Annotated in this window: 20 protein-coding genes; all 20 read right to left on the bottom strand. The window is 31.7% G+C overall.

The genetic code is table 11. From position 1 onward, the window contains the following. Positions 1-215: 215 nt before the first annotated feature. Positions 216-548, bottom strand: coding sequence for a YpoC family protein (locus tag HMPREF2897_RS07390; RefSeq protein WP_002457679.1), 333 nt, complete (start codon positions 546-548; stop codon positions 216-218). Positions 549-552: 4 nt separating this feature from the next. Then, positions 553-1,212 (bottom strand): endonuclease III, encoded by a 660-nt coding sequence (nth, locus tag HMPREF2897_RS07385; RefSeq protein WP_002446458.1) that lies wholly within the window; start codon positions 1,210-1,212, stop codon positions 553-555. Beyond that, positions 1,202-1,888: a DnaD domain-containing protein gene (locus HMPREF2897_RS07380; RefSeq protein ID WP_070592861.1), complete on the bottom strand. Its 687-nt coding sequence runs from the start codon at positions 1,886-1,888 to the stop codon at positions 1,202-1,204. The genes nth and HMPREF2897_RS07380 overlap by 11 nt, the downstream gene beginning before the upstream one ends. Positions 1,889-1,981: 93 nt before the next feature. After that, positions 1,982-3,274 carry an asparagine--tRNA ligase gene (gene asnS, locus HMPREF2897_RS07375; RefSeq protein WP_002446460.1) on the bottom strand — a complete coding sequence of 431 codons (1,293 nt, stop codon included), beginning with the start codon at positions 3,272-3,274 and terminating at the stop codon, positions 1,982-1,984. 120 nt (positions 3,275-3,394) lie between these two features. After that, a complete protein-coding gene (locus HMPREF2897_RS07370; RefSeq protein WP_070592860.1) occupies positions 3,395-6,103 on the bottom strand; it encodes a helicase C-terminal domain-containing protein in 2,709 nt (902 codons plus the stop codon). Between the two features lie 24 nt (positions 6,104-6,127). Beyond that, complete coding sequence (locus HMPREF2897_RS07365) at positions 6,128-7,099, bottom strand: biotin--[acetyl-CoA-carboxylase] ligase (protein WP_070592859.1); 972 nt, start codon at positions 7,097-7,099, stop codon at positions 6,128-6,130. Further along, positions 7,086-8,288, bottom strand: coding sequence for a CCA tRNA nucleotidyltransferase (locus HMPREF2897_RS07360; RefSeq protein WP_070592858.1), 1,203 nt, complete (start codon positions 8,286-8,288; stop codon positions 7,086-7,088). Before HMPREF2897_RS07360 ends, HMPREF2897_RS07365 begins: the two co-directional genes overlap by 14 nt. Beyond that, complete coding sequence (bshA, locus tag HMPREF2897_RS07355) at positions 8,278-9,420, bottom strand: N-acetyl-alpha-D-glucosaminyl L-malate synthase BshA (RefSeq protein WP_070592857.1); 1,143 nt, start codon at positions 9,418-9,420, stop codon at positions 8,278-8,280. The genes HMPREF2897_RS07360 and bshA overlap by 11 nt, the downstream gene beginning before the upstream one ends. A gap of 21 nt (positions 9,421-9,441) precedes the next feature. Then, on the bottom strand, positions 9,442-9,759 hold the full coding sequence (locus HMPREF2897_RS07350; protein WP_002446465.1) for a nucleotide pyrophosphohydrolase: 318 nt from the start codon (positions 9,757-9,759) through the stop codon (positions 9,442-9,444). A gap of 179 nt (positions 9,760-9,938) precedes the next feature. Continuing rightward, positions 9,939-10,634 (bottom strand): zinc metallopeptidase, encoded by a 696-nt coding sequence (locus HMPREF2897_RS07345; protein WP_002446466.1) that lies wholly within the window; start codon positions 10,632-10,634, stop codon positions 9,939-9,941. A gap of 44 nt (positions 10,635-10,678) precedes the next feature. After that, positions 10,679-11,272, bottom strand: a complete 594-nt coding sequence (locus HMPREF2897_RS07340; protein ID WP_070592856.1) for a DUF1405 domain-containing protein — start codon at positions 11,270-11,272, stop codon at positions 10,679-10,681. Between the two features lie 11 nt (positions 11,273-11,283). Beyond that, entirely contained in the window at positions 11,284-11,847 is a 564-nt protein-coding gene (locus HMPREF2897_RS07335) for a YpiB family protein (protein WP_002446468.1), read from the bottom strand. A gap of 13 nt (positions 11,848-11,860) precedes the next feature. Beyond that, positions 11,861-13,105, bottom strand: coding sequence for a tetratricopeptide repeat protein (locus HMPREF2897_RS07330; protein ID WP_070592855.1), 1,245 nt, complete (start codon positions 13,103-13,105; stop codon positions 11,861-11,863). A gap of 3 nt (positions 13,106-13,108) precedes the next feature. Beyond that, entirely contained in the window at positions 13,109-14,410 is a 1,302-nt protein-coding gene (aroA, locus tag HMPREF2897_RS07325; protein WP_070592854.1) for a 3-phosphoshikimate 1-carboxyvinyltransferase, read from the bottom strand. Between the two features lie 9 nt (positions 14,411-14,419). Further along, positions 14,420-15,484: a 3-dehydroquinate synthase gene (aroB, locus tag HMPREF2897_RS07320; protein ID WP_070592853.1), complete on the bottom strand. Its 1,065-nt coding sequence runs from the start codon at positions 15,482-15,484 to the stop codon at positions 14,420-14,422. A 27-nt stretch (positions 15,485-15,511) separates the two neighbouring features. Further along, positions 15,512-16,678: a chorismate synthase gene (aroC, locus tag HMPREF2897_RS07315; protein WP_002446472.1), complete on the bottom strand. Its 1,167-nt coding sequence runs from the start codon at positions 16,676-16,678 to the stop codon at positions 15,512-15,514. 482 nt (positions 16,679-17,160) lie between these two features. Further along, on the bottom strand, positions 17,161-17,610 hold the full coding sequence (gene ndk / locus HMPREF2897_RS07310) for a nucleoside-diphosphate kinase (protein WP_001831235.1): 450 nt from the start codon (positions 17,608-17,610) through the stop codon (positions 17,161-17,163). Positions 17,611-17,749: 139 nt separating this feature from the next. After that, on the bottom strand, positions 17,750-18,709 hold the full coding sequence (locus HMPREF2897_RS07305; RefSeq protein WP_002489986.1) for a polyprenyl synthetase family protein: 960 nt from the start codon (positions 18,707-18,709) through the stop codon (positions 17,750-17,752). A 1-nt stretch (position 18,710) separates the two neighbouring features. After that, positions 18,711-19,436: a demethylmenaquinone methyltransferase gene (locus HMPREF2897_RS07300; protein WP_002457688.1), complete on the bottom strand. Its 726-nt coding sequence runs from the start codon at positions 19,434-19,436 to the stop codon at positions 18,711-18,713. A 5-nt stretch (positions 19,437-19,441) separates the two neighbouring features. Continuing rightward, positions 19,442-20,008 (bottom strand): hypothetical protein, encoded by a 567-nt coding sequence (locus HMPREF2897_RS07295; RefSeq protein ID WP_002446476.1) that lies wholly within the window; start codon positions 20,006-20,008, stop codon positions 19,442-19,444. Between the last annotated feature and the right edge of the window lie 294 nt (positions 20,009-20,302).

The following is a 20,302-nucleotide window of genomic DNA, read 5'->3' as shown; positions in this document are numbered from 1 at the left end:
TGATTTTTAGTCATCAGTCCAATTTATTATAGAGCCTAAACTTAAAGCTCCAATTTCAAGAAAATGAAATTGGAGCTTTTTCTGTCCTAGAAAAGTAAATTTAGCATGTGCAGTAATAATCTGAGTTCTCTAGTTATTAATTAATTTGATTAACTACATCGAATGTGAATTATGAATGTTGATATAGGTATAAAATAGAATAATTAAAATTAAATTTATTTTTGTTGACGTTGCTTTCTAATTAGATAAGATGCATTCATTTTTATTAATTCTGATTTCAATGTTTTCATTTGACGATAGCCCATAAAATGGTGTTTACGTGCAACCATATAATGATAGCGTTCATCAAAATTCATTGGAACCACTGGATATGTATCGAGTTGATTAAAATGAATTTCATCTATGTTATTTATTTGTTTAAAATAGTTAATGATTAAATCGAAATAAGTATCTAAAAGTTCCCTAGCTTCTGGTGTTTTGAGTTGTTTATTACTTGCTAGTTGATCAAGTTGGTCTTCTATATGATTGAAATCCTGTTTTTCAATCATATCATCACGCCTCCTTTATCTTTGCTTTATGTCGTTTTTGCCCTTCTCTACAATCATTTAACAATGGACATATCTCACATTTAGGTTTTCTAGCAAGACAATGATATCTCCCAAAAAATATTAATTGATGATGGCTTTTATTCCATCTATCTCTTGGGATAATATCACATAATCGATCTTCTACTTGTCTTACATTATCTTTCCAACGATTAATTCCCAAACGTTTAGAAACTCTCTCAACATGAGTGTCGACAGCTAAAGAAGGTTCTCCAAATGCAACACTCATTACAACATTTGCTGTTTTTCGTCCCACTCCAGCTAGACTCTCTAATTCTTTATGTGTTTGTGGGATTTGACCATTAAATTGTTCAATTAAAGAGTGACATAATTTTTTTATATTTTTGGCTTTATTGCGATATAATCCAATAGAGCGTATATCATTTTGTAATTCTTCATCACTCACATTTAAATAATCTTCGGGTGTTCGATATTTTCTAAATAATGATTGCGTAACACGATTGACTAGATTATCAGTACACTGTGCTGATAATAATACAGCTATTGTAAGATCAAATGCATTTCTATGGTTTAACTCACATTCTGCATTAGGAAACATATCCGCTATAACATCAATCATTTGTAATGCTTTTTTCTTACTTATCATTAGGATTCTCTCCATTCAACCAGTCAAATTTAGGCACCTTTTTAACAACATGCTTCATTTTTGGTTTGTTAAACTGTTCTCTTATTTTCTTTGAATCGTCAACTGTTTTCACATTATTCTTTTTCCAATTTAATAAAATACGATCAATATATTTAAAACTAAGTTTCTTTTGGCTAAGTGCCTCATCAAGAGCGGCTTGTATAACTGATAAGTCATGGTGATCGACATCAATCCACTGATTTAATGTTTCAATTTCATATGGAGATAGTGGTCTGCCGAACGATTGCTCAACTAACTGAAACAATTGCTTAAATTGCTCTTTTTTATCTTGTTCCTCATGTTTTAAGTATTGATGTTTTAATAATTGATTTAATTTGTGATAGAAGGGATCTAAATTCATGTATTCAGTGAATTTACCTTCTTCGTCTTTATTAACATTGAGTTCTAATAATTCTCTTTGAATTAAGTTTTGTATTACGGAAGTAATTTGACGAGGTTCCATAGTTGATCCTTTTTGAAGAAACTCAATAGAAGGTTGCTTATTAGAAGTTTCAGATGCATATAAAAGTTTTATCAAAATAACTAAATCTTGTTCATCCAAACCTAACTCTGAATAATGATCAAACAATTCTCGTCTTATAACAACAGGTCTTGTTTTTAATTGAATTAGATCCATAATATTACTACCTCCTATTTAAAATGAACGCCCAGCCTTAAAATGACTGGACGTTTCAAAAATGGTATTTTGAACATAAATACGAATAATCAATTATGGATATAAGCGATTAAGTAAACGTGGGAATGGAGATGTTTCACGAACATGTTCAACTCCAGAAATCCAAGCTACTGTTCGCTCCAAGCCTAAGCCAAAACCACTATGTGGTACGCTACCATAACGACGTAAATCTAAATAATAGCTATAACTTTCTTCATCCAATTCGTGCTCATTAATGCGTTGTTCTAATAATTCTAAATCATTAATACGTTCGGAACCACCAATAATTTCACCGTAACCTTCAGGCGCAATTAAATCAGCACATAATACTGTATCTTCATTGTCCGGATTTGGTTGCATATAGAATGGTTTAATTTTAGTTGGATAATTTGTAATGAATACTGGTAAATCATAGTGATTAGCGATTGCTGTTTCATGTGGTGCACCAAAGTCTTCACCCCATTCAATATCATTGAACCCCTCTTTTTTCAAGAATTCGATAGCATCATCATAAGAAATTCTAGGGAAAGGTGTAGCAACTTTTTCTAGTTTAGTTGTATCTCTATCTAAAGCTTTGAGTTCTAATTGGCAATGATTTAAAACAGATTGAACAATGTGAGACACATACTGTTCTTGTATTTCTAAGCTTTCTGCATGATTTGTAAAGGCCATTTCTGGTTCAATCATCCAGAATTCAATTAAATGGCGACGTGTTTTAGATTTTTCTGCACGAAAAGTTGGGCCGAATGAAAAAACACGTCCGTGAGCCATTGCGGCTGCTTCCATATACAATTGCCCACTTTGTGATAAAAATGCATCTTCATCGAAATATTTTGTATGGAATAACTCACTTGTTCCCTCTGGTGCACTTGCTGTTAAAATAGGTGGATCAATTTTAGTGAAGCCATTTTCATTGAAAAACTCATATGTTGCACGGATGATTTCATTTCTTATTTTCATGACAGCATGTTGTTTTTTTGAACGTAACCATAAGTGACGATGATCCATTAAAAATTCTGTTCCATGATTTTTTGGTGTAATAGGATAATCATGTGCTTCATGTACAATTTCGATTGATTTAACTTGCATTTCGTAGCCTAAATCAGAACGATTATCTTCTGTAATCGTTCCTGTGATATATAAAGATGATTCTTGAGTAATATCTTTTGCTAGTTGAAATGTTTCTTCATCAACTTCAGATTTTACTACTACTCCTTGCATAAATCCTGTACCATCGCGTAATTGTAAGAACGCTATTTTACCACTTGAACGTTTATTAGTTAACCAAGCACCAATTGTTACTTCTTGGTTAAGATGTTTTTTCGCTTGTTTAATCGTAGTCTTCATAACCAAACTCCTATATTTTTCTTTTTAAATACTCATTTATTTTAACAAAATATGTCTTTAACTTCTACAAGTTGAGTAACTGGAATCATACGATATGATTTATTATAGATTTCTAAAAAGCTAGCTTTTACTCTCTTTATCGATAGACCTCTGTATTTGATTCAGTAATTTATTAAACTGTTTAATGTTACCTTTTCGTTGTTTAAAATGTTCTAGTGATTGAGCAAAAAAGTTTTTATATGTGCTATTTACTAGTCGATCATCAAATGACACAATAAGTCCTTTGTCGTCTTCGTGTCGAATAAGACGTCCAAGACCTTGTCTAAACCTAGTCACAGCATCAGGTAATACATAATCTTTAAAAGTTGATGTGAATTCAGAGTCCATGAGCCAGTATTTAATATTATGTTTATTCATAAATGGTAATTTAGCTATCATTACACATTTAAGGCCATTGGCTTGAAAATCAAAACCTTCAAAAAATGTTGATGTTCCAAGAAGTATTGATTTATCAAAGTTATTAAACTGTTGAACAATTTTATAATTTTGGTTTTGCTGTTGGGTTAAAATGACATAATCTTCTAATTCAGGTAATTCATTTAACAAATCTTGAACCATATGCATCATTTTATAGCTTGTAAATAAGACAAGACATTTAGACTGTGTTACTGTAATGTATTCAACAATATAGTCAACAATTGAAGCTACATAATCGTCTAAATTTTTATAATTGTACGTTTCAACATCATTGGGCACAAAAACATTTGTATGGTTGGATGATGTTAAAGGTGTTGAAATTTCAAATGTATTAAAGTCTATGTCTTCATTAAACCAATTTTGAAATGCTTTAAATGAGTGATTGAAAGCTAATGTGCCTGATATAAATGTAAGAGACTTAAATTTTTCAAGTACTTGTTTCGTCAGGATATCCTTAACATCATAATCCTTGACTAAGAGCCGGATTGTTGATTTTTGTGCTAAATTTTTAATTGAAATAAAGCTAGTATGGTAATCTTTTATACTTTGTTCGATAAGTTTAAATTTGTCATGTAAGTATAATAATTGTTTTCGTATGGACTTGATTGTTTTGTGATTCATTCCGTTAAATATTTCTATTGTTTTATTTAATTTATCTATGATTGAACGTAAATCTTTTAAAATCTCACTCGTTTCAAACTCATAAACGTAATGATACTTATGAATGTCATCATCATAAACGTCTGATGTTTGAATAATGTTATAAATTGTAGTGAATAGTTGCTCATTTAAATCATGTAACTCATTGATATTTATTTTTAGACCAAAAACGTCTATAGGTGCAATATCTAGTTTCTCTAAAATACGTTGTTGCTCAAGTTTGTCTACTGCTTTAAGTAGTTTTTCATTTTCATTTTTGCCAATAAGTCCTAATTGATATTTAACATCTGAATAATTTAAATCATTGGTAACTTGATTTAGCGCATAGTCAGGCAATCTATGTGCTTCATCGATGATGCAATCATCAAATAGTTGATATATAGTGTTTTCGCTGTCTGAATGAATTAAGTGCGCATGATTAGTGATACCAATTTGTATGTTTTGAGCATTCCTTTTTATATAATTGTAATAATGGATATCATGACGAACTGGAACGTATGTTTCAATTTTTTGGTCAACATACATTTTTTGTCCACCTTTAAGATTTAATTCTTGTATGTCCCCAGTATTTGTTTCAGTTATCCAAATAAGTAACTGCATTTTAAGAATATTTACTTCATAATTACTTGTATCATCTTTAAGAATTTGGCTGATAAGACCAAGAGATATATAATCATTTTTACTTTTGATTAATGACGCGTTAATTTTAAAATCTAAAACATCATTGAGTAATGGTATGTCTTTTTCTAATAGCTGACTTTGTAATAATTTTGTATTTGTTGAAATCATTACATGACGACCGGTTTCAATATTATACATTGTTGCTGCCAGCAGATAAGCAAGAGACTTTCCACTACCTAAAGGAGCTTCAATCATTGCTTTATCACTATGCATCAACTGATCAAGTATAATTTCGGCTAGGTATAACTGTTGTGGCCGATATGTAAGATTTAATGATTGAGTGACATTTTTATATAAATCTTTTAAGGTACCATCAAAATTGACAGCCGGTTTTTTTAAATCAATTTGTTTACGGTAAATAATTTGTTCAAATTGTTCAAATTGGTTGTTACGTGGTTTGGTTTGATAATTTCTAACCATTTCAAACAAAATATGATAAAGATCATACTTGAGATTTTTACTTAAATAGTACAGTTGTTTTTGTGTATCTAAATGCAATTGCTCGAACTTCTCAAAAGCTTTAATCATCAATTTAGCAGTTGTTGTTGCATCTTCATCTGCTCTATGTGCATTATTTAACGGGATATGATGTGATTCAGCCAATGCGCTTAACTGGTAGCTTTTGTCTGTAGGGAATGCGATTTTAAACAATTCTAAAGTATCCATGACTCTTTTAGGTTTAAATTGAATATTACATTTTTCAAAAGCTTTTTTTATAAAATTAAGATCGAATGAGATATTATGTGCAACAAAAACACAGTCTTTGATAAGTTGATAAATGTCATCTGCGACCTCATTAAAATAAGGTGCCTGTACCAACATTTCTTCTTCTATAGAAGTTAAGGCTTGGATAAACGGTGGAATTTCTAAATCGGTACGTATCATTGAATGGTATGTATCAATGACTTGATTCTGACGTACAAATGTAATGCCAATTTGAATGATTTCATCATAATCCAGTTGATTTCCAGTTGTTTCTAAATCCACAACTGCAAATGTTGCTATTCCCATAATGTCCGCTCCTCATTTTTGTGTTTATAAATCTATATCTGCACTCATAAGTCGATGTAATTGACCTTCTTCATCTTTAACTATAAGGAATCCATCTGAATCAATATCTATGGCCTCCCCCAAAAATTGATGATCATTTTCAGTGAATTTAAGTTGACGATGCCATATATTTGTAGTGTGAATATATTCTTCTCGAATTGACTCAAAAGTTTGATGTAAAAATTGATCAAATCGATGTATAATTTGAGTTAATAATGTAGTTAAAAAAGTATATCTATTAATTTTACTATCGGAATGCATACGTATACTTGTTGCTTTATCTTTAATATCCTCATCAAAATCACTTTCAACATGATTCATATTTATACCTATACCACAAATTATTGCTTCTATTGCATCATAGTTAGCAACCATTTCAGTTAAAAATCCGCAAATTTTTTTATTACCAATATATATATCATTTGGCCATTTAATTGTTACACGTTCGTTCGAAAATTGTTGAATAGCATCTCTAATACCTAAAGCAATAAATAAATTAAATTTAGGTATCATAGAAAAAGGTACGTCAGGTCTTAGTACAAGTGACATCCACAACCCTTTTCCTTTAGATGATTCCCAATTACGATTGAATCTACCTCGACCTTCTGTTTGTTCATCGCTCAAGATTAAGAATGTATCATTATTTCCAACGAGTGCTCTCTTTGCTTTTAATTGTGTTGAATCTACAGTGTGATAAACTTCTAGATGATTAAAAAGGCCAAGTTCATCAAGAATGGGTTTTACAATACCGCTATACCACTGATCAGGTAATGAATTCAGTTGATGGCCTTTGTGATTTATTGACTTGATATCACAACCATCTTCTTTTAATAGATCAATAACTTTTTTGACACCTGCCCTAGAAATATTGAGTTGATCGGCAATATATTGCCCTGATATGTAATTTGATTGATGTTCATACAACATTTTAATGACGTCTTGACTATATTTTGACATGTGCATCCACCCATTCTAATATTTCTTCTTTAGTATTGGCTATTTGATTTGATATGACTGCGATTTCTATTTCTCTAAGTGTATCTTTTAGCCATGGTCCTGAATTTTTATTCGTATGATTGAGTATATCTTTACCATTTATTGCCAATTCTTTTCTGCAATGGATAGGTAATTTTTTATTTGCTTCGCGAATACTTATTTCATTAATGATTAATTGATTGGCTGTTGTAAGCCCATTTTGTTTAAGCAAATGATGTAATGATAATAGGATTTCAATATCTTTTAAATTGTAATCATATACTAATGTTATTAAAGATTGCTTTGACTGTATCTTAGGCAATGTTTGGATGAGTGTAATCCATTTTTTGATAGTTGCTTTTTCTTGATTGCTAATTTTCAAGGAGCTTAATTGTACATCTTTTGGTTGTTGGACGATTAAGATTGCAATCCAAAGTTCAAATGTGATGGGCTCATCTATATGAAGATGAGACATCTCAAATGATTTGAAAAAAGGTATATAATTAAATGCTTTCATGTTTTGCATGACTTCAAAGCTTTGTTTAACATTGTTTCCCATGATAAGCTTTTTAAGCTCTACTACTACACGTTCAACGGATAAATATTGTATATCTGAAATATGAGAAGACATTGCTTGTAATGTGTCTGAATCAATTTGAAAATTAAGTTGTGATTGAAAACGTAATCCTCTAATAATACGAAGCGCGTCTTCTGAGAACCTTTCACTTGGTACACCAACAGTACGAATTACTCGATTTTTTATATCTTGTTGACCATTAAAATAATCATACAACTGGTAATTTAGATCCATTGCTATAGCATTCATTGTAAAATCTCTACGTTGAACATCTTGATACAAATCTCTTACAAAATACACTTCACTGGGCCTACGATGATTGATGTATTCATCTTCAGATCTAAATGTAGTGATTTCATAATTGTCATTTTGAAATACCACGTTGATCGTACCGTGTTCTTTACCCACTGGTATGGTTTTATCAAATATAGATTCTATTTCGTCAGGCATTGCACTGGTGGTAATATCAACATCATGTATAGGTCGTTGCATGATGTAATCACGTACTGATCCACCAACGAAATAAGCTTTAAAACCATTATTTTGAATCTTTTTTAAAATAGGTTTTGCTTGTTCAAATATCTCATGACTCATTGCTGTTCTCACCTTGTTCTAGCATCTTTCGATAATAGTTTTCATATTGGTCAGTAATTAAATCTGAACTAAATCTTGCTTCAATATCTTTCAGCATTTGGGATTGCATTTTTTGATATAATTCTGGATTTGATAAAAGTTTAATAGCATACTTTGCAGCTTGTGTACTATCTCCTATATCTACTATAAATCCAGTTTCTTCATGTCTGATGACCTCTTTAATACCACCTGCACGACTCCCTATAGGTAAGACGCCTGTTTTCATTGCTTCTAAGAGAGTTAATCCAAAACTTTCTTTCTCACTTAAGAGCAATACTAAATCAGATAGTTGGTAGAATGCGCTTACGTCATTTTGTTTGCCTAAAAAGAGTACGTGTGCTTCCACATCGAGCTCTCGTGCTTTATGTCGCATATCGATTAATTCTGGGCCATCTCCTAAAAGTATCAACTTGGACGGTATACTCTCATGAACTTTTGCAAATGTCTCAATCACTGTATCAATGCGTTTTACTTTTCTGAAATTAGAAACATGTATCAGTACCTTTTCTTCAGAAGAGATACCATAACAATCTTTTAATTCTTCATTATGACGAGTTGGGAATTCATTTTCCCGTACAAAATTATATATAGGGATGATTTCCTTTTGAGTATTGATAATTTCATAAGTTTGCTTTGCTAGTGAATGACTAACACTTGTCACAATATCACTTTGTTCTATGCCAAATTTTATCGCGTTTTGTAAAGTATGGTCATAACCTAACACTGTTATATCAGTGCCATGTAGTGTTGTCATAATTTTGACGTCTTTACCTGACATTTGTTTAGCTAATATACCACATACAGCGTGAGGTACAGCATAATGCATATGCAATATGTCTAAATCATATTCTTGTATAACGTCAGAAATTTTTGTACTTAATGTAATATCGTATGGTGGATATTGGAATACGGCATATTGATTGACTTCAACTTGGTGGAACGTCATGTTAGGTAAAGGTTTGCGTATTCTAAAGGGTATATTTGAGGTAATAAAGTGAACTTCATGGCCACGTTCTGCCATTTTAATACCGAGCTCTGTAGCAATAATGCCAGAACCACCCATGGACGGGTAACATGTTATACCGATTTTCATTTGTGCCCATCCTTTCTTAAATTATTTTCTTTCAAAGCGATTTTTATCTCTTGTATTAAACTTATTCATCGTGTCATTAAAGCTTTCTGTCATATCTATGTTCAGAGAGTTTGCAATACACAGTAAAACAAATAAATTGTCTCCCAATTCAGCTTTAATTGTATTATCTTCTTCAGTATCTTTCTTTTTTTTCTCTCCAAAATGATGGTTTATTTCGCGTGCTAATTCTCCAACTTCTTCTGTCATTCTTGCAAGATTGGCAAGTGGAGAAAAATAACCAGTTTTAAACTGACTGATATAGTCATCAACTTCTTGTTGCATTTGTTCCATAGATTTCATATGAAAGTACTCCTTTATCGCTATTCTTATATAGTATATTACAAAATAAAGTGCCTTGCATTTCAAGTGCAATGTTTAATATGTATTAAAAGATAGGCTTTTGTCACGTATTCAAATAAAAAAGGTAACCATTACAAATCAATTGTAATGATTACCAGGAACTGCGTTGTTATATATGATTAATCACTTGATCTTGCAATTAATATAATACGAGCAAGTTCAGCTAACGCAACTGCAGTAGATGCCACATATGTCATTGCTGCTGCAGATAAAACTTTTTTCGCGTGTTTGTATTCTTTCTCATTAACGATATTTAAAGCCGTTATTTGTTTCATCGCTCTTGAACTAGCGTTAAACTCAACAGGTAATGTCACGATAGAGAATAAAACTGCAAGTGACATTAAACCAGCACCAACCCATAGAACTGTAGAGCCAAAGACACTACCGAGAGCTGTTAAAACAATACCTACCATAATAATAATGTAGCTTAAAGAACTACCAATATTAGCTAATGGTACTAATGCTGTTCTAAATCTTAATGGTGCGTAACCTTGCTGATGTTGAATTGCATGTCCTACTTCATGGGCTGCAATTGCAGTACCAGCAACTGATGGTCTATCGTAGTTTGCAGGAGATAAACAAACAACTTTTTTATTTGGGTCATAGTGATCAGTTAAGAAGCCTTCGCCTTTAACGACGTCAACATCGTAAATGCCATTAGAATGTAAAATTTCTTCAGCTACTTCACGACCAGTTTTACCACTTGTGGATCTCACTTGTGAGTATTTTTCATAATTAGATTTAACTTTATGTTGAGCCCACATTGGAATGACCATTAATATTACGAAATATATAATCATTGATATTAAAGACATTAAACTCACTCTCCTTTATTTTCATTTTACTGTCAAATTTATCTTTAATCAAATATTTTAACTTTCAACCACTTTTGTAATTTTAAAAATAAAATATACGATATGATAGTGAGACTATAAGCCAACACCCCTACTTCAATTAAATGTTTGGCGATAAAATTATAGTATGGATATTGTCCGTATATGTAATCTATTACGTCATTGACAGTCACCCATATGAAAGTCATCAATCCAGCCAACTTAGATATTTTAAAACGAGGATAAAAATAGATAGCTTCTAACATCATAATTGCATGAGATATGAGCAACATAAGTCCGTTTATAGCAACATCACTCATTTTTATGAACATCAAAATATTCATAATTACAGCCCAACTACCATATTTAAATAGAGTTATAAAAGCTAAAGCGTCAATCAGTGCATTACGCTTATTAAATAGTATGAGTAATAATGATAAACATAAAAATAATGTAGCAGTGGGACTATCTGGAACAAATAATTTAAAATAATTTGGCGTGTTAGCTAATTGACTACTATACCAATGATAACCGTATATCGTACCAAATATATTGCAAACTAAAATAAAAGAAATCAACCATTTTTGATAAAGTGAAGTTTCCCAAAGCCATTGATTCATCTTAGTATGGGCTACCTATCATTTAAAGTTGATTGAATATCTTTTGATTTTAACACATTAAGTATTTGTGTGAGTTGATAAAAATAATCAGGTTCATTCATTTGTAAACTTAAATCAATATTGTTTTGTAAGGTTTGAATAATAGTTGTTTGTTTTCTTTTATCCATAGAAATTGAATACAAGTCTTGTACATAAGATGAATAACTAGGTGAATGAATGAGCTGCATTAATATTAAATCATCTAAGCGAGGTTCTCGCGCGTGACAATGAGCAAAATGTATTTGTATATCTAATCTTAATGTATGATTTGCAATATAATTAAAAATTTGATTTGTATTAATATAAGCTTTATTATCCTTGCTCAATTGAATTGCAGAAGCAGTTGTATCCACTTCTGCAATTTCTAAAGTATAATGATTATTGATTTTACTATTTACGAAATGTACATTATTTAGCTTATCTTGATTTGCCTTTAAATAATTTAATACCCACACAGTAATTCTTGATTTAAAACGATAGTTAAACAGAATATATTCTATAAAATTTTGTTTGATACGAATAAGAGAATCATTCATTTAAGTCACCAACTTACATTTGCAATCTCATTGACTCATCATGCCAATTTTCATTGCTTGGATCAATTTCTAATAATTGATTTAAAATCAAAAGTGCTTTTTCTTTTTGACCAATTTCTAATAAATAGAAATAATAATCGCTTAAAAATTCAACTTGAGTTTGTAATGTTGGATATGCTAATTCAAAGAAATGTTGCGCTTCTTTATCTCGTTCTTCTTGACCGTATGCATATGCTAAATGCCACATGAAAATAGGATCTAAATCTTCTTCGTCTACATAAGTCAACAATTGTATAATTGATTCATAGTCTTCTTCATTACGATATAAATCACTTAAAATCAACAATGGTTCATGATATGCATTATCGACCTCTAAGGCTTGTTTTAACAATTCTACACCTTCATTTGCATCTCCATGCTCTATTTCTAAGCTACCTGTAGAAACCATTAATTCTTTGTAAAATTGACTTAAACGTAATCCTTCCTTACCAGTTTCTATAGCATCAGGATAATTTTTTTCATTTTCAAATAGAGATTGAAGATAAAAATATCCTTGTATAAAATCAGGATCTTTTGAAAGTAATGTTTGCATAATTTTAATTGCTTCTTGCGTTAAATCGTTTTTTTCATAGGCAATTGATTTTTTAAAGTAATCTTCAGAATTCATCTCTTCTTCACTAATTTCATCAAATAAGCTAATAGCATCTGAATAATTACCACTTTGTAAACTACAATCTGCCATTCGCGAGAAAAGATTTACTCCATTCACTTCATATTCACCTGTTTCCAATACTGTTTCATACTCTCTTATAGCTCGTAAGTATTGCCCATCGTAGTATAATAGCTCTGCTAAGGCGAAGTGAATAATTGGATCATTAGGTTCAAGATCTAATGCTTCTTGCAATTTGTCAATTGCTACTTCTAACATATTAATTTGTTGGTATAGATCGGCTTCTAGCATCAATTTTTCGGTAGATGGTTCTACTTGTGCTAAATATTCAAGTGCTTCGTCAGTTTGATTTTCAGACATGAGACCTTCGATAAAGTAAATGAGTAATTCACTTTCATCTGGGTATTTATGATACAACGTTCTAAAAACTTCTAACCCTTGAGGTGTAAGACCGAAATTATATAAAGTTTCACCAAGTATAAATAACGCATCATCATTGTTTGAACTCAATGCCTCATTTACTCGAGAATCTAAGTTTTCTATTTTTTGTAGATTGATATCGTCTATAAGTTTATAGATATCTTCCATTTTTTATTTTCCCTCATTTTCTAAAAGCTTTAGTTTAGGTAAAAAACCTGGGAAGGAAACATTAACAGCGTCAAATTGCTCTATTTTGAGTGGTTCTGAACTAAGTAGTGAAGCTACAGCTAACATCATTCCTATACGATGATCTGTTTGACTATCGACAGTTGCATTTGATCTAAATTCTGATGGATGTATAATAAGTCCATCATGTGTGGGTTGTAAATTAAAACCAAGTAAATTTAGCATGTCTGCAGTAGTATCTATACGATTTGTTTCCTTCACTTTTAATTCCTCTGCGTCTTTGATAATACAAGAATTTGAAGCTTGTGTGCAAAGTAATGCAATAACTGGCAATTCATCGATAGCTCTTGGAACTAAGTCGCCTTTAATTGTAACAGCATTCAAATTCGGTGTATATGTTACATGTATTGATGCAGTTGGTTCTGCACCTTTGCTTACATTACTTAATTCAATGTTTCCTCCCATTTGTTTAACGATATCTATGATACCTGAACGAGTGGGATTAATGCCAACATTATGAATTGTAATGTCACTACCGGGCGTAATTAGAGCTGCGACTATGAAAAATGCAGCAGATGAGATATCCCCTGGAACATGAAAGTCTCTAGGCTGTATATGTTCAATTGCATAAGGTATGGTTTGGATTGTCTTACCTTGAATTGATATAGGAATATTAAAGTGTTCAAACAATGTTTCTGTATGATTTCTACTAACATCAATTTCTGTAAGTGTCGTTGCTTCTTTTGAAAATAGGCTAGCAAGTAAAATAGCACTTTTAACTTGTGCACTTGCAACTTCCATTTGATAATTTATACCTTTAATGGTTGAAGGCTTAATAATAAGCGGTGTGTAATTATTATCAATTCCAGATATATTAGCGTTCATTTTCAGCAGAGGTTTCATCACTCTATCCATGGGTCTTTTGCCTATAGATACATCACCAGATAAAACACTTTCAATGCCTAATCCGCTTAAAAGACCAGCAAGTAATCGTGTAGTAGTACCAGAATTACCAGTATAGAGAACTTGGTGTGGCGTTGTGAAATTTCGATATCCTGGTGAATTGATTATGATAGAATTGTCCTGCTCTTCAATTGTTACACCCAATTGTTTAAAGATATCCATAGTACGTCGACAATCTTCTCCCAATAATGGTTCATAAATGGTTGATATACCTTTAGCTAATGAAGCTAACATAATAGCGCGGTGTGTCATCGATTTATCACCAGGTACTTCTATTTCACCTTTGAGTGGTCCATTAATATTAATTATTTCACTGTTATTCATTTGATTCACCTACTTAAAATAAGATTGTAATTCCTCGAAAGCTGATAAAAGCGTATCCTTATCAACATGAGTGACAACTGGTTTCCCTAAATTTTTAAGTAAGACCATTTGAATACCATTGTAATCATTTTTTTTATCTAGAAGCATAAAATGGTATGTATCTTCAAAATGAAGTTGTTTGATGATAGATAATGGATATTTAAGTTTTTTCATATAATTAATATAGTGTTGAATGTTATAATTTGACTCGAATAAGTGATTCGCAACAATAAATTGATAAAGAATACCAATCATAACTGCATGACCATGAGGAATTTTATGCTCATATTCAATTGCATGACCAAATGTATGACCAAGATTAAGAAACTTTCTTTTACCTTTTTCTTTCTCATCTTCAACAACAATATTTAGTTTTGTTTTTATACCCTCAAATAAATAATAATCTAGATTTTTTAACGCTTGTAAATTTTTATTTGAGGTAAAATTAGATTCGATATTTTTTGTTGAATCCTCGCCGTTTAATAAAGCGTGCTTATAGACCTCAGCATACCCACTTAGTATTTCAGAATATGGTAGAGTTTCTAAAAAATCTAAATCATAAATAACAGCTTTGGGTCGATAAAAAGCACCAATTAAATTTTTACCATGCTCAGAATTAATTCCAACTTTACCACCTACACTTGAATCGTGGGCTAAAATAGTTGTCGGTACTTGGACAAATGATACGCCTCTAAGTAAAGTTGCAGCAATAAACCCTGCGAAATCTCCTGTAGCACCACCACCAATGGCAACAATACACGTTTGACGTGTTAATTGATGGCTTAGTAAATATTCAATAGTACGATGATAATGTTCGAATGATTTTGACGTTTCTCCAGAAGGGATTACGATACATTTAGCATCAAGTTTTTGAGCCAAAGCTTCAAGTTTATCTACAAATAAATTATAGACTTGCTTATCGATAATGAAAAAACGTTGTTCTTCATTTTTAATATATCTTTCTAAAGAGTTAATTGCGTGATGTTCAACGATAATGGGATAATTATCACTTGCATATGATGTTTTAAGTTCCATGCTTTCACCTCAATCATTCTAGGGTAATTAAAATTCTATATTGAGTTGTCGACGCTCTTTAATTTGTGCTATGAGTTGGTCCATGTGGTTAGATTGAAACTCTTCGAGTACTGCTTTTGCTAATTCAAAAGCGACAACGTGTTCACATACTACGCTAGCTGCGGGCACTGCACAACTATCTGAGCGTTCAATAGTAGCTTTGAAGTCTTCTTTACTGTTAATATCAACTGAGTTTAGTGGCTTATATAAAGTAGGGATAGGCTTCATCACACCATTAACAATGATAGGCATCCCATTACTCATGCCTCCTTCAAATCCACCTAAGTGATTTGTAGCTCTAAAATAGCCTAAATCTTGATTATAATGAATTTCATCTTGAATTTCGCTACCAGGTTTTTCAGCTGCTTTAAATCCTTCACCAAAACTTACACCTTTGAATGCGTTGATACTCACAACACCCTGTGCAATACGTCCATCTAATTTACGGTCATAATGTACATAACTTCCCACACCAATAGGCATGTTTTCAGCCATTACTTGAACTACGCCCCCGATTGAATCTCCGTCTTTTTTTGCTTCATCTATTTTATCTCTCATTTGTTGCGCTATATTTTCGTCAACTACACGTACATCATTTTTATCTACATTATTTTTGAACATATCTACATCATATAAACCTTTGTCTTTAATACCACCAATTTCGACTACACGGCTGTATAAGTGGATATCTAATTGTTCTAAAAGAATTTTTGAAACAGCACCCACAGCAACTCTTGCTGCTGTTTCTCTAGCAGATGAACGCTCGAGCACATTTCTTAAATCACGATGATTATATTTCATACCGCCTACAAGATCAGCATGGCCTGGTCTAGGTTTTGTAATGGTACGTTTCATATTTTCTCTTTCTTCATCGCTAATTGGTGCGACGCCCATTATTTTTCTCCAATGAGTGAAATCGTCGTTAGTAACTACTAAAGTTATTGGACTTCCCAAAGAAAAGCCATTTCTGACGCCTGACACAATTTCTATAGTATCTTTTTCAATTTGCATACGACGACCCCGACCATATCCCCCTTGACGTTTAAACATTTCCTTATTAATATCTTCAGCCGTAATTTCTAAATTAGCTGGAACACCTTCAATGATGACTGTAAGTTGTGGTCCATGTGATTCACCGGATGTGAGGTATCTCATGATCGCACGCCCCTTTCTATTCTTCAATACATTAAATTGTAATATGTTTAATATATTATCATATTCAATCAAACAACATAAGTCAGTTAGATAAACAAGAAGATTTTTATTTTAGCAGTGATAAATATTTTAGAAAGAATAGCACCAAGATGATTGTTATGTCGTAGTGATATTATATAAATTAAAAATCAGTCTACTGAAAAAAATCAAAAGAGCTAAATCATTAGATACATGAATGAAATACTAAAAATACGTCATTACTTAATAATGAATACTCAATTGTCAAAAGATAAAAATTGCTACATAATCGAACTTTTTATGGTGTTACATCGTTTAATCCCTAGATAAAAAATTAAAAAGACTAATTCAATAAGTATTATTTTAAGCAAATGGCATTTGGTTAATCATAAAAAATGCCTGAGACACAAATGTGCGTCACAGACATTAACGGATAAAATGAATTTCATTATTTGATATTTTTATTATTCGTATAACCAATCTTCTCTAGGTTCTTTATAATCAGCAATTTCACTACTTGTAAACCATAATTTAACTTCACGTTGTGCTGATTCTGTTGAATCCGAACCATGTATAATATTACGACCTAGATTTAAACCATAGTCGCCTCGAATTGTACCAGGAGCTGCTTCACTTGGATTTGTACTTCCAATAATTTTACGAGATACAGCTACAGCATTTTCACCTTCTACTACCATAGCAAAAACGGGTGCAGAAGTAATGAATGAAATTAACTTGTCGTAGAACGGTTTTCCTTCATGTTCACTATAATGCTTTTCAGCTAGTTCCATAGGAACTTGCATAAACTTACCGCCAACAAGCTTAAGACCTTTCTTTTCAATGCGAGATATAATCTCACCAATTAAATTTCTTTGGACAGCGTCCGGTTTAATCATCAAAAATGTGCGTTCCACTTCGTGTGTCCCCCTGTGCATGTGTTTCATTCATTTTTATAAGTATGTAAAAAACTTAAAACATTGCAAGCTATAAAAATATCCTGCTACTTAGTATGGTAACAGGATAATGAAGCGCTTTCAACTTTTGTCACAAAACTTACTTATTTCGACTTCCCATTTTTTTAATAAGCTTTCTAAATAGTTCTTTATTAGGACCATCCTCTAATTCATCGATTAAATGGATTGCTTTATTTAAATACTTTTCACTTATTTGTTTTGACTGTTCTATGCTTTCGGACTGTCTAATTATTGTTATACAAGTTTCGAAAGCATGTTGAGGACTGTCGGGATTAAGTTGTGAAACTTTATCTTTAAAAGTCTTATTTTTTCGCATTTCTAATAGTACAGGTAATGTAATATGACCATTCATAAGATCACTACCAACCGGTTTACCAAGTTTCTTTTCAGAACTGGTAAAATCTAGCACATCATCTATAATTTGGAAACTCATACCTATATAATGTCCGATCATTTTTAATTTACGAATAACGTCATTTGACGCATTAGAAGTAATCGCACCAACTTGTGTAGACAGTTGAATAAGAAGTGCTGTTTTACGGTTGATACGACGTAAATAATTAGTAATTGTTTGATTGCTATTAAATTGATCTTGAAATTGGAATAGTTCTCCTCTACACACATCAACAATTGATTTAGAAATGGTCGTATGGACACGAGTATCACTGATTTCAGATAGATGCTTGAGTCCCATAGCAAGTAAGAAATTTCCTGTTAAAATAGCTGTACTTTGGTCCCATTTTTTTGAAATAGTGAGTCGACCTCTACGTTTATCACTTTTATCTATCACATCATCGTGGACTAAGGTAGCCATGTGAATTAGTTCTAAAGCTACTGCTACACGATACGTATCTTCTGAAGGTTTGTTGTTAGAGCCAAATTGACCACTTAAAATAACAAAAGCGGGTCTAACTCTTTTTCCACCTGAAGATAGTAAATGGAATGAGGCGTCTTGTAATGTTTGATCAGAACTTATAATTGCTTCTTCAAGTCGCTTTTCTACTTTCTTTATTTCGTTGTTAATGTTTAACTTTGCCACGTTAATCACCTTTGCTAGAACTGTTTTCTTTATAGCCAAGGTGCATTGCAGCAACGCCACCTGTAAAGCTACGTACAATGATATCGTTAAAACCTGCTTCAAAGAATAGGCCTTTCAATGTTTGTTTGTCAGGAAAATTAAATGTTGATTGTTGCAACCATTCATATTCCTCTTTAGACTTAGCAAACATCTTACCAAAAATTGGCATCACAAATTTAAAGTATAAACTATAGATTTGTTTGAATAATGGCAATGTCGGTTGGCTTGTTTCAAGACATACCACCATGCCTCCTGGTTTTAAAACTCGATGCATTTCTTTGAGTGCTGACAAATAATCCGGTACATTGCGTAAGCCAAAACCAATAGTAACATAATCAAATGAGTTATCATCAAATGGTAAATTCATAGCATCACCATGAACAAGCTGGATATTGTCCAATGAAGCAGTTTTCTGTTTACCTACCTCAAGCATATTTTCACTAAAATCAAGACCAGTTACTTGACCTTTTGAGCCTACTGCTTCGCTTAATGCAATAGTCCAATCAGCGGTACCACAACACACATCTAAAGCTTTACTACCTTTTTGTACATTCATAGTACTCATAACATGTTTTCTCCATACTTTATGTTGTTCGAAACTTATGATGTTGTTGAGTCGATCGTATTTTTGAGAAATATTTTGGAATACTGTATGAACTTGTTCTTTTTTAGCTTGATTTTCAGCCATTTTCATTACCTCTTCTTTTTATAACTTTTGCTAATTTCTTGAATATATTTATCTATTTCATGTCTGTTAAACTTACCCAGATACTCAGGATGGTAATCTTTATATTTAGAAGTCAATTCAGTGAATAATTTGATTTTATCAACAGAACTTCCAAAATGGTTAATTGTAAGATATGGAAATAGTATTTCGATATCTAGAATCGCATCTTTCAATTCTTCATCAGTGAGATCATTTTGATTAATTGATGATTTATCCTCATTGATTTTAACAATGGCCTTGCTCATTGTAAGTTGAAAAGTGGAATCTTGAATATTTGCTAATAGAGTATAGAAATGAGCACTTAATAGGTCCCCTATTAATATTGCTTTCTTAGATAGATGATTATCACCGATAGCATCCAAATGACGCATAGATGTATCAATTGTGAGGCAAGCAATCTTAGCTTCATCTGGGATAGAGTACATATCTAATAATTGACTTAAAGAGCTATTGATTTCAATAGACTCATACTCATTAATGCCCTTAAGCAGTTGTTCTACATGTTTGTTCAGTTTGCTTATTGTCGTTTCCATGTTCACACCTCACGATATTATCATTAACAATATTAACATTATATGTAAAAAAATAAAATCTATTGGATTAAGTCTTTTAAAATAAATAGTTATTCTATGCAAGTGGCTTGCGATTTGAGGAATAAAACTCATTTTACCAAAGATCTAGTAATTACTAATATGATAATAATTACTAGATGGCTTTATATAAATTTTTTAACTAGATGATTACTAGCTAGTATAGCTAGATAAACGAGCTTAATTAAATAGTAAATGAGTATATCAACCCAAACTCATTCCTAAATATATATGTAA

This window comes from Staphylococcus sp. HMSC065D05, assembly GCF_001813195.1.
In the GTDB taxonomy this organism is placed as follows: domain Bacteria; phylum Bacillota; class Bacilli; order Staphylococcales; family Staphylococcaceae; genus Staphylococcus; species Staphylococcus epidermidis.
The sequence above is the reverse complement of the archived record's forward strand: the minus strand, read 5'-3'. Positions and strand labels throughout refer to the sequence as shown.

What these genes read in the sequence shown, in the direction of transcription:
- asnS (WP_002446460.1), bottom strand. Translation starts at nt 3,274, where the DNA reads ATGAAGACTACGATTAAACAAGCGAAAAAACATCTTAACCAAGAAGTA.
- HMPREF2897_RS07335 (WP_002446468.1), bottom strand. Translation starts at nt 11,847, where the DNA reads ATGAATGATTCTCTTATTCGTATCAAACAAAATTTTATAGAATATATT.
- bshA (WP_070592857.1), bottom strand. Translation starts at nt 9,420, where the DNA reads ATGAAAATCGGTATAACATGTTACCCGTCCATGGGTGGTTCTGGCATT.
- HMPREF2897_RS07295 (WP_002446476.1), bottom strand. Translation starts at nt 20,008, where the DNA reads ATGGAAACGACAATAAGCAAACTGAACAAACATGTAGAACAACTGCTT.
- HMPREF2897_RS07345 (WP_002446466.1), bottom strand. Translation starts at nt 10,634, where the DNA reads ATGTCTTTAATATCAATGATTATATATTTCGTAATATTAATGGTCATT.
- HMPREF2897_RS07350 (WP_002446465.1), bottom strand. Translation starts at nt 9,759, where the DNA reads ATGAAATCTATGGAACAAATGCAACAAGAAGTTGATGACTATATCAGT.
- aroB (WP_070592853.1), bottom strand. Translation starts at nt 15,484, where the DNA reads ATGGAACTTAAAACATCATATGCAAGTGATAATTATCCCATTATCGTT.
- nth (WP_002446458.1), bottom strand. Translation starts at nt 1,212, where the DNA reads ATGATAAGTAAGAAAAAAGCATTACAAATGATTGATGTTATAGCGGAT.
- HMPREF2897_RS07370 (WP_070592860.1), bottom strand. Translation starts at nt 6,103, where the DNA reads ATGGGAATAGCAACATTTGCAGTTGTGGATTTAGAAACAACTGGAAAT.
- HMPREF2897_RS07390 (WP_002457679.1), bottom strand. Translation starts at nt 548, where the DNA reads ATGATTGAAAAACAGGATTTCAATCATATAGAAGACCAACTTGATCAA.
- HMPREF2897_RS07360 (WP_070592858.1), bottom strand. Translation starts at nt 8,288, where the DNA reads ATGAGTCATGAGATATTTGAACAAGCAAAACCTATTTTAAAAAAGATT.
- HMPREF2897_RS07330 (WP_070592855.1), bottom strand. Translation starts at nt 13,105, where the DNA reads ATGGAAGATATCTATAAACTTATAGACGATATCAATCTACAAAAAATA.
- HMPREF2897_RS07340 (WP_070592856.1), bottom strand. Translation starts at nt 11,272, where the DNA reads ATGAATCAATGGCTTTGGGAAACTTCACTTTATCAAAAATGGTTGATT.
- HMPREF2897_RS07300 (WP_002457688.1), bottom strand. Translation starts at nt 19,436, where the DNA reads ATGGCTGAAAATCAAGCTAAAAAAGAACAAGTTCATACAGTATTCCAA.
- HMPREF2897_RS07380 (WP_070592861.1), bottom strand. Translation starts at nt 1,888, where the DNA reads ATGGATCTAATTCAATTAAAAACAAGACCTGTTGTTATAAGACGAGAA.
- aroA (WP_070592854.1), bottom strand. Translation starts at nt 14,410, where the DNA reads ATGAATAACAGTGAAATAATTAATATTAATGGACCACTCAAAGGTGAA.
- HMPREF2897_RS07365 (WP_070592859.1), bottom strand. Translation starts at nt 7,099, where the DNA reads ATGTCAAAATATAGTCAAGACGTCATTAAAATGTTGTATGAACATCAA.
- aroC (WP_002446472.1), bottom strand. Translation starts at nt 16,678, where the DNA reads ATGAGATACCTCACATCCGGTGAATCACATGGACCACAACTTACAGTC.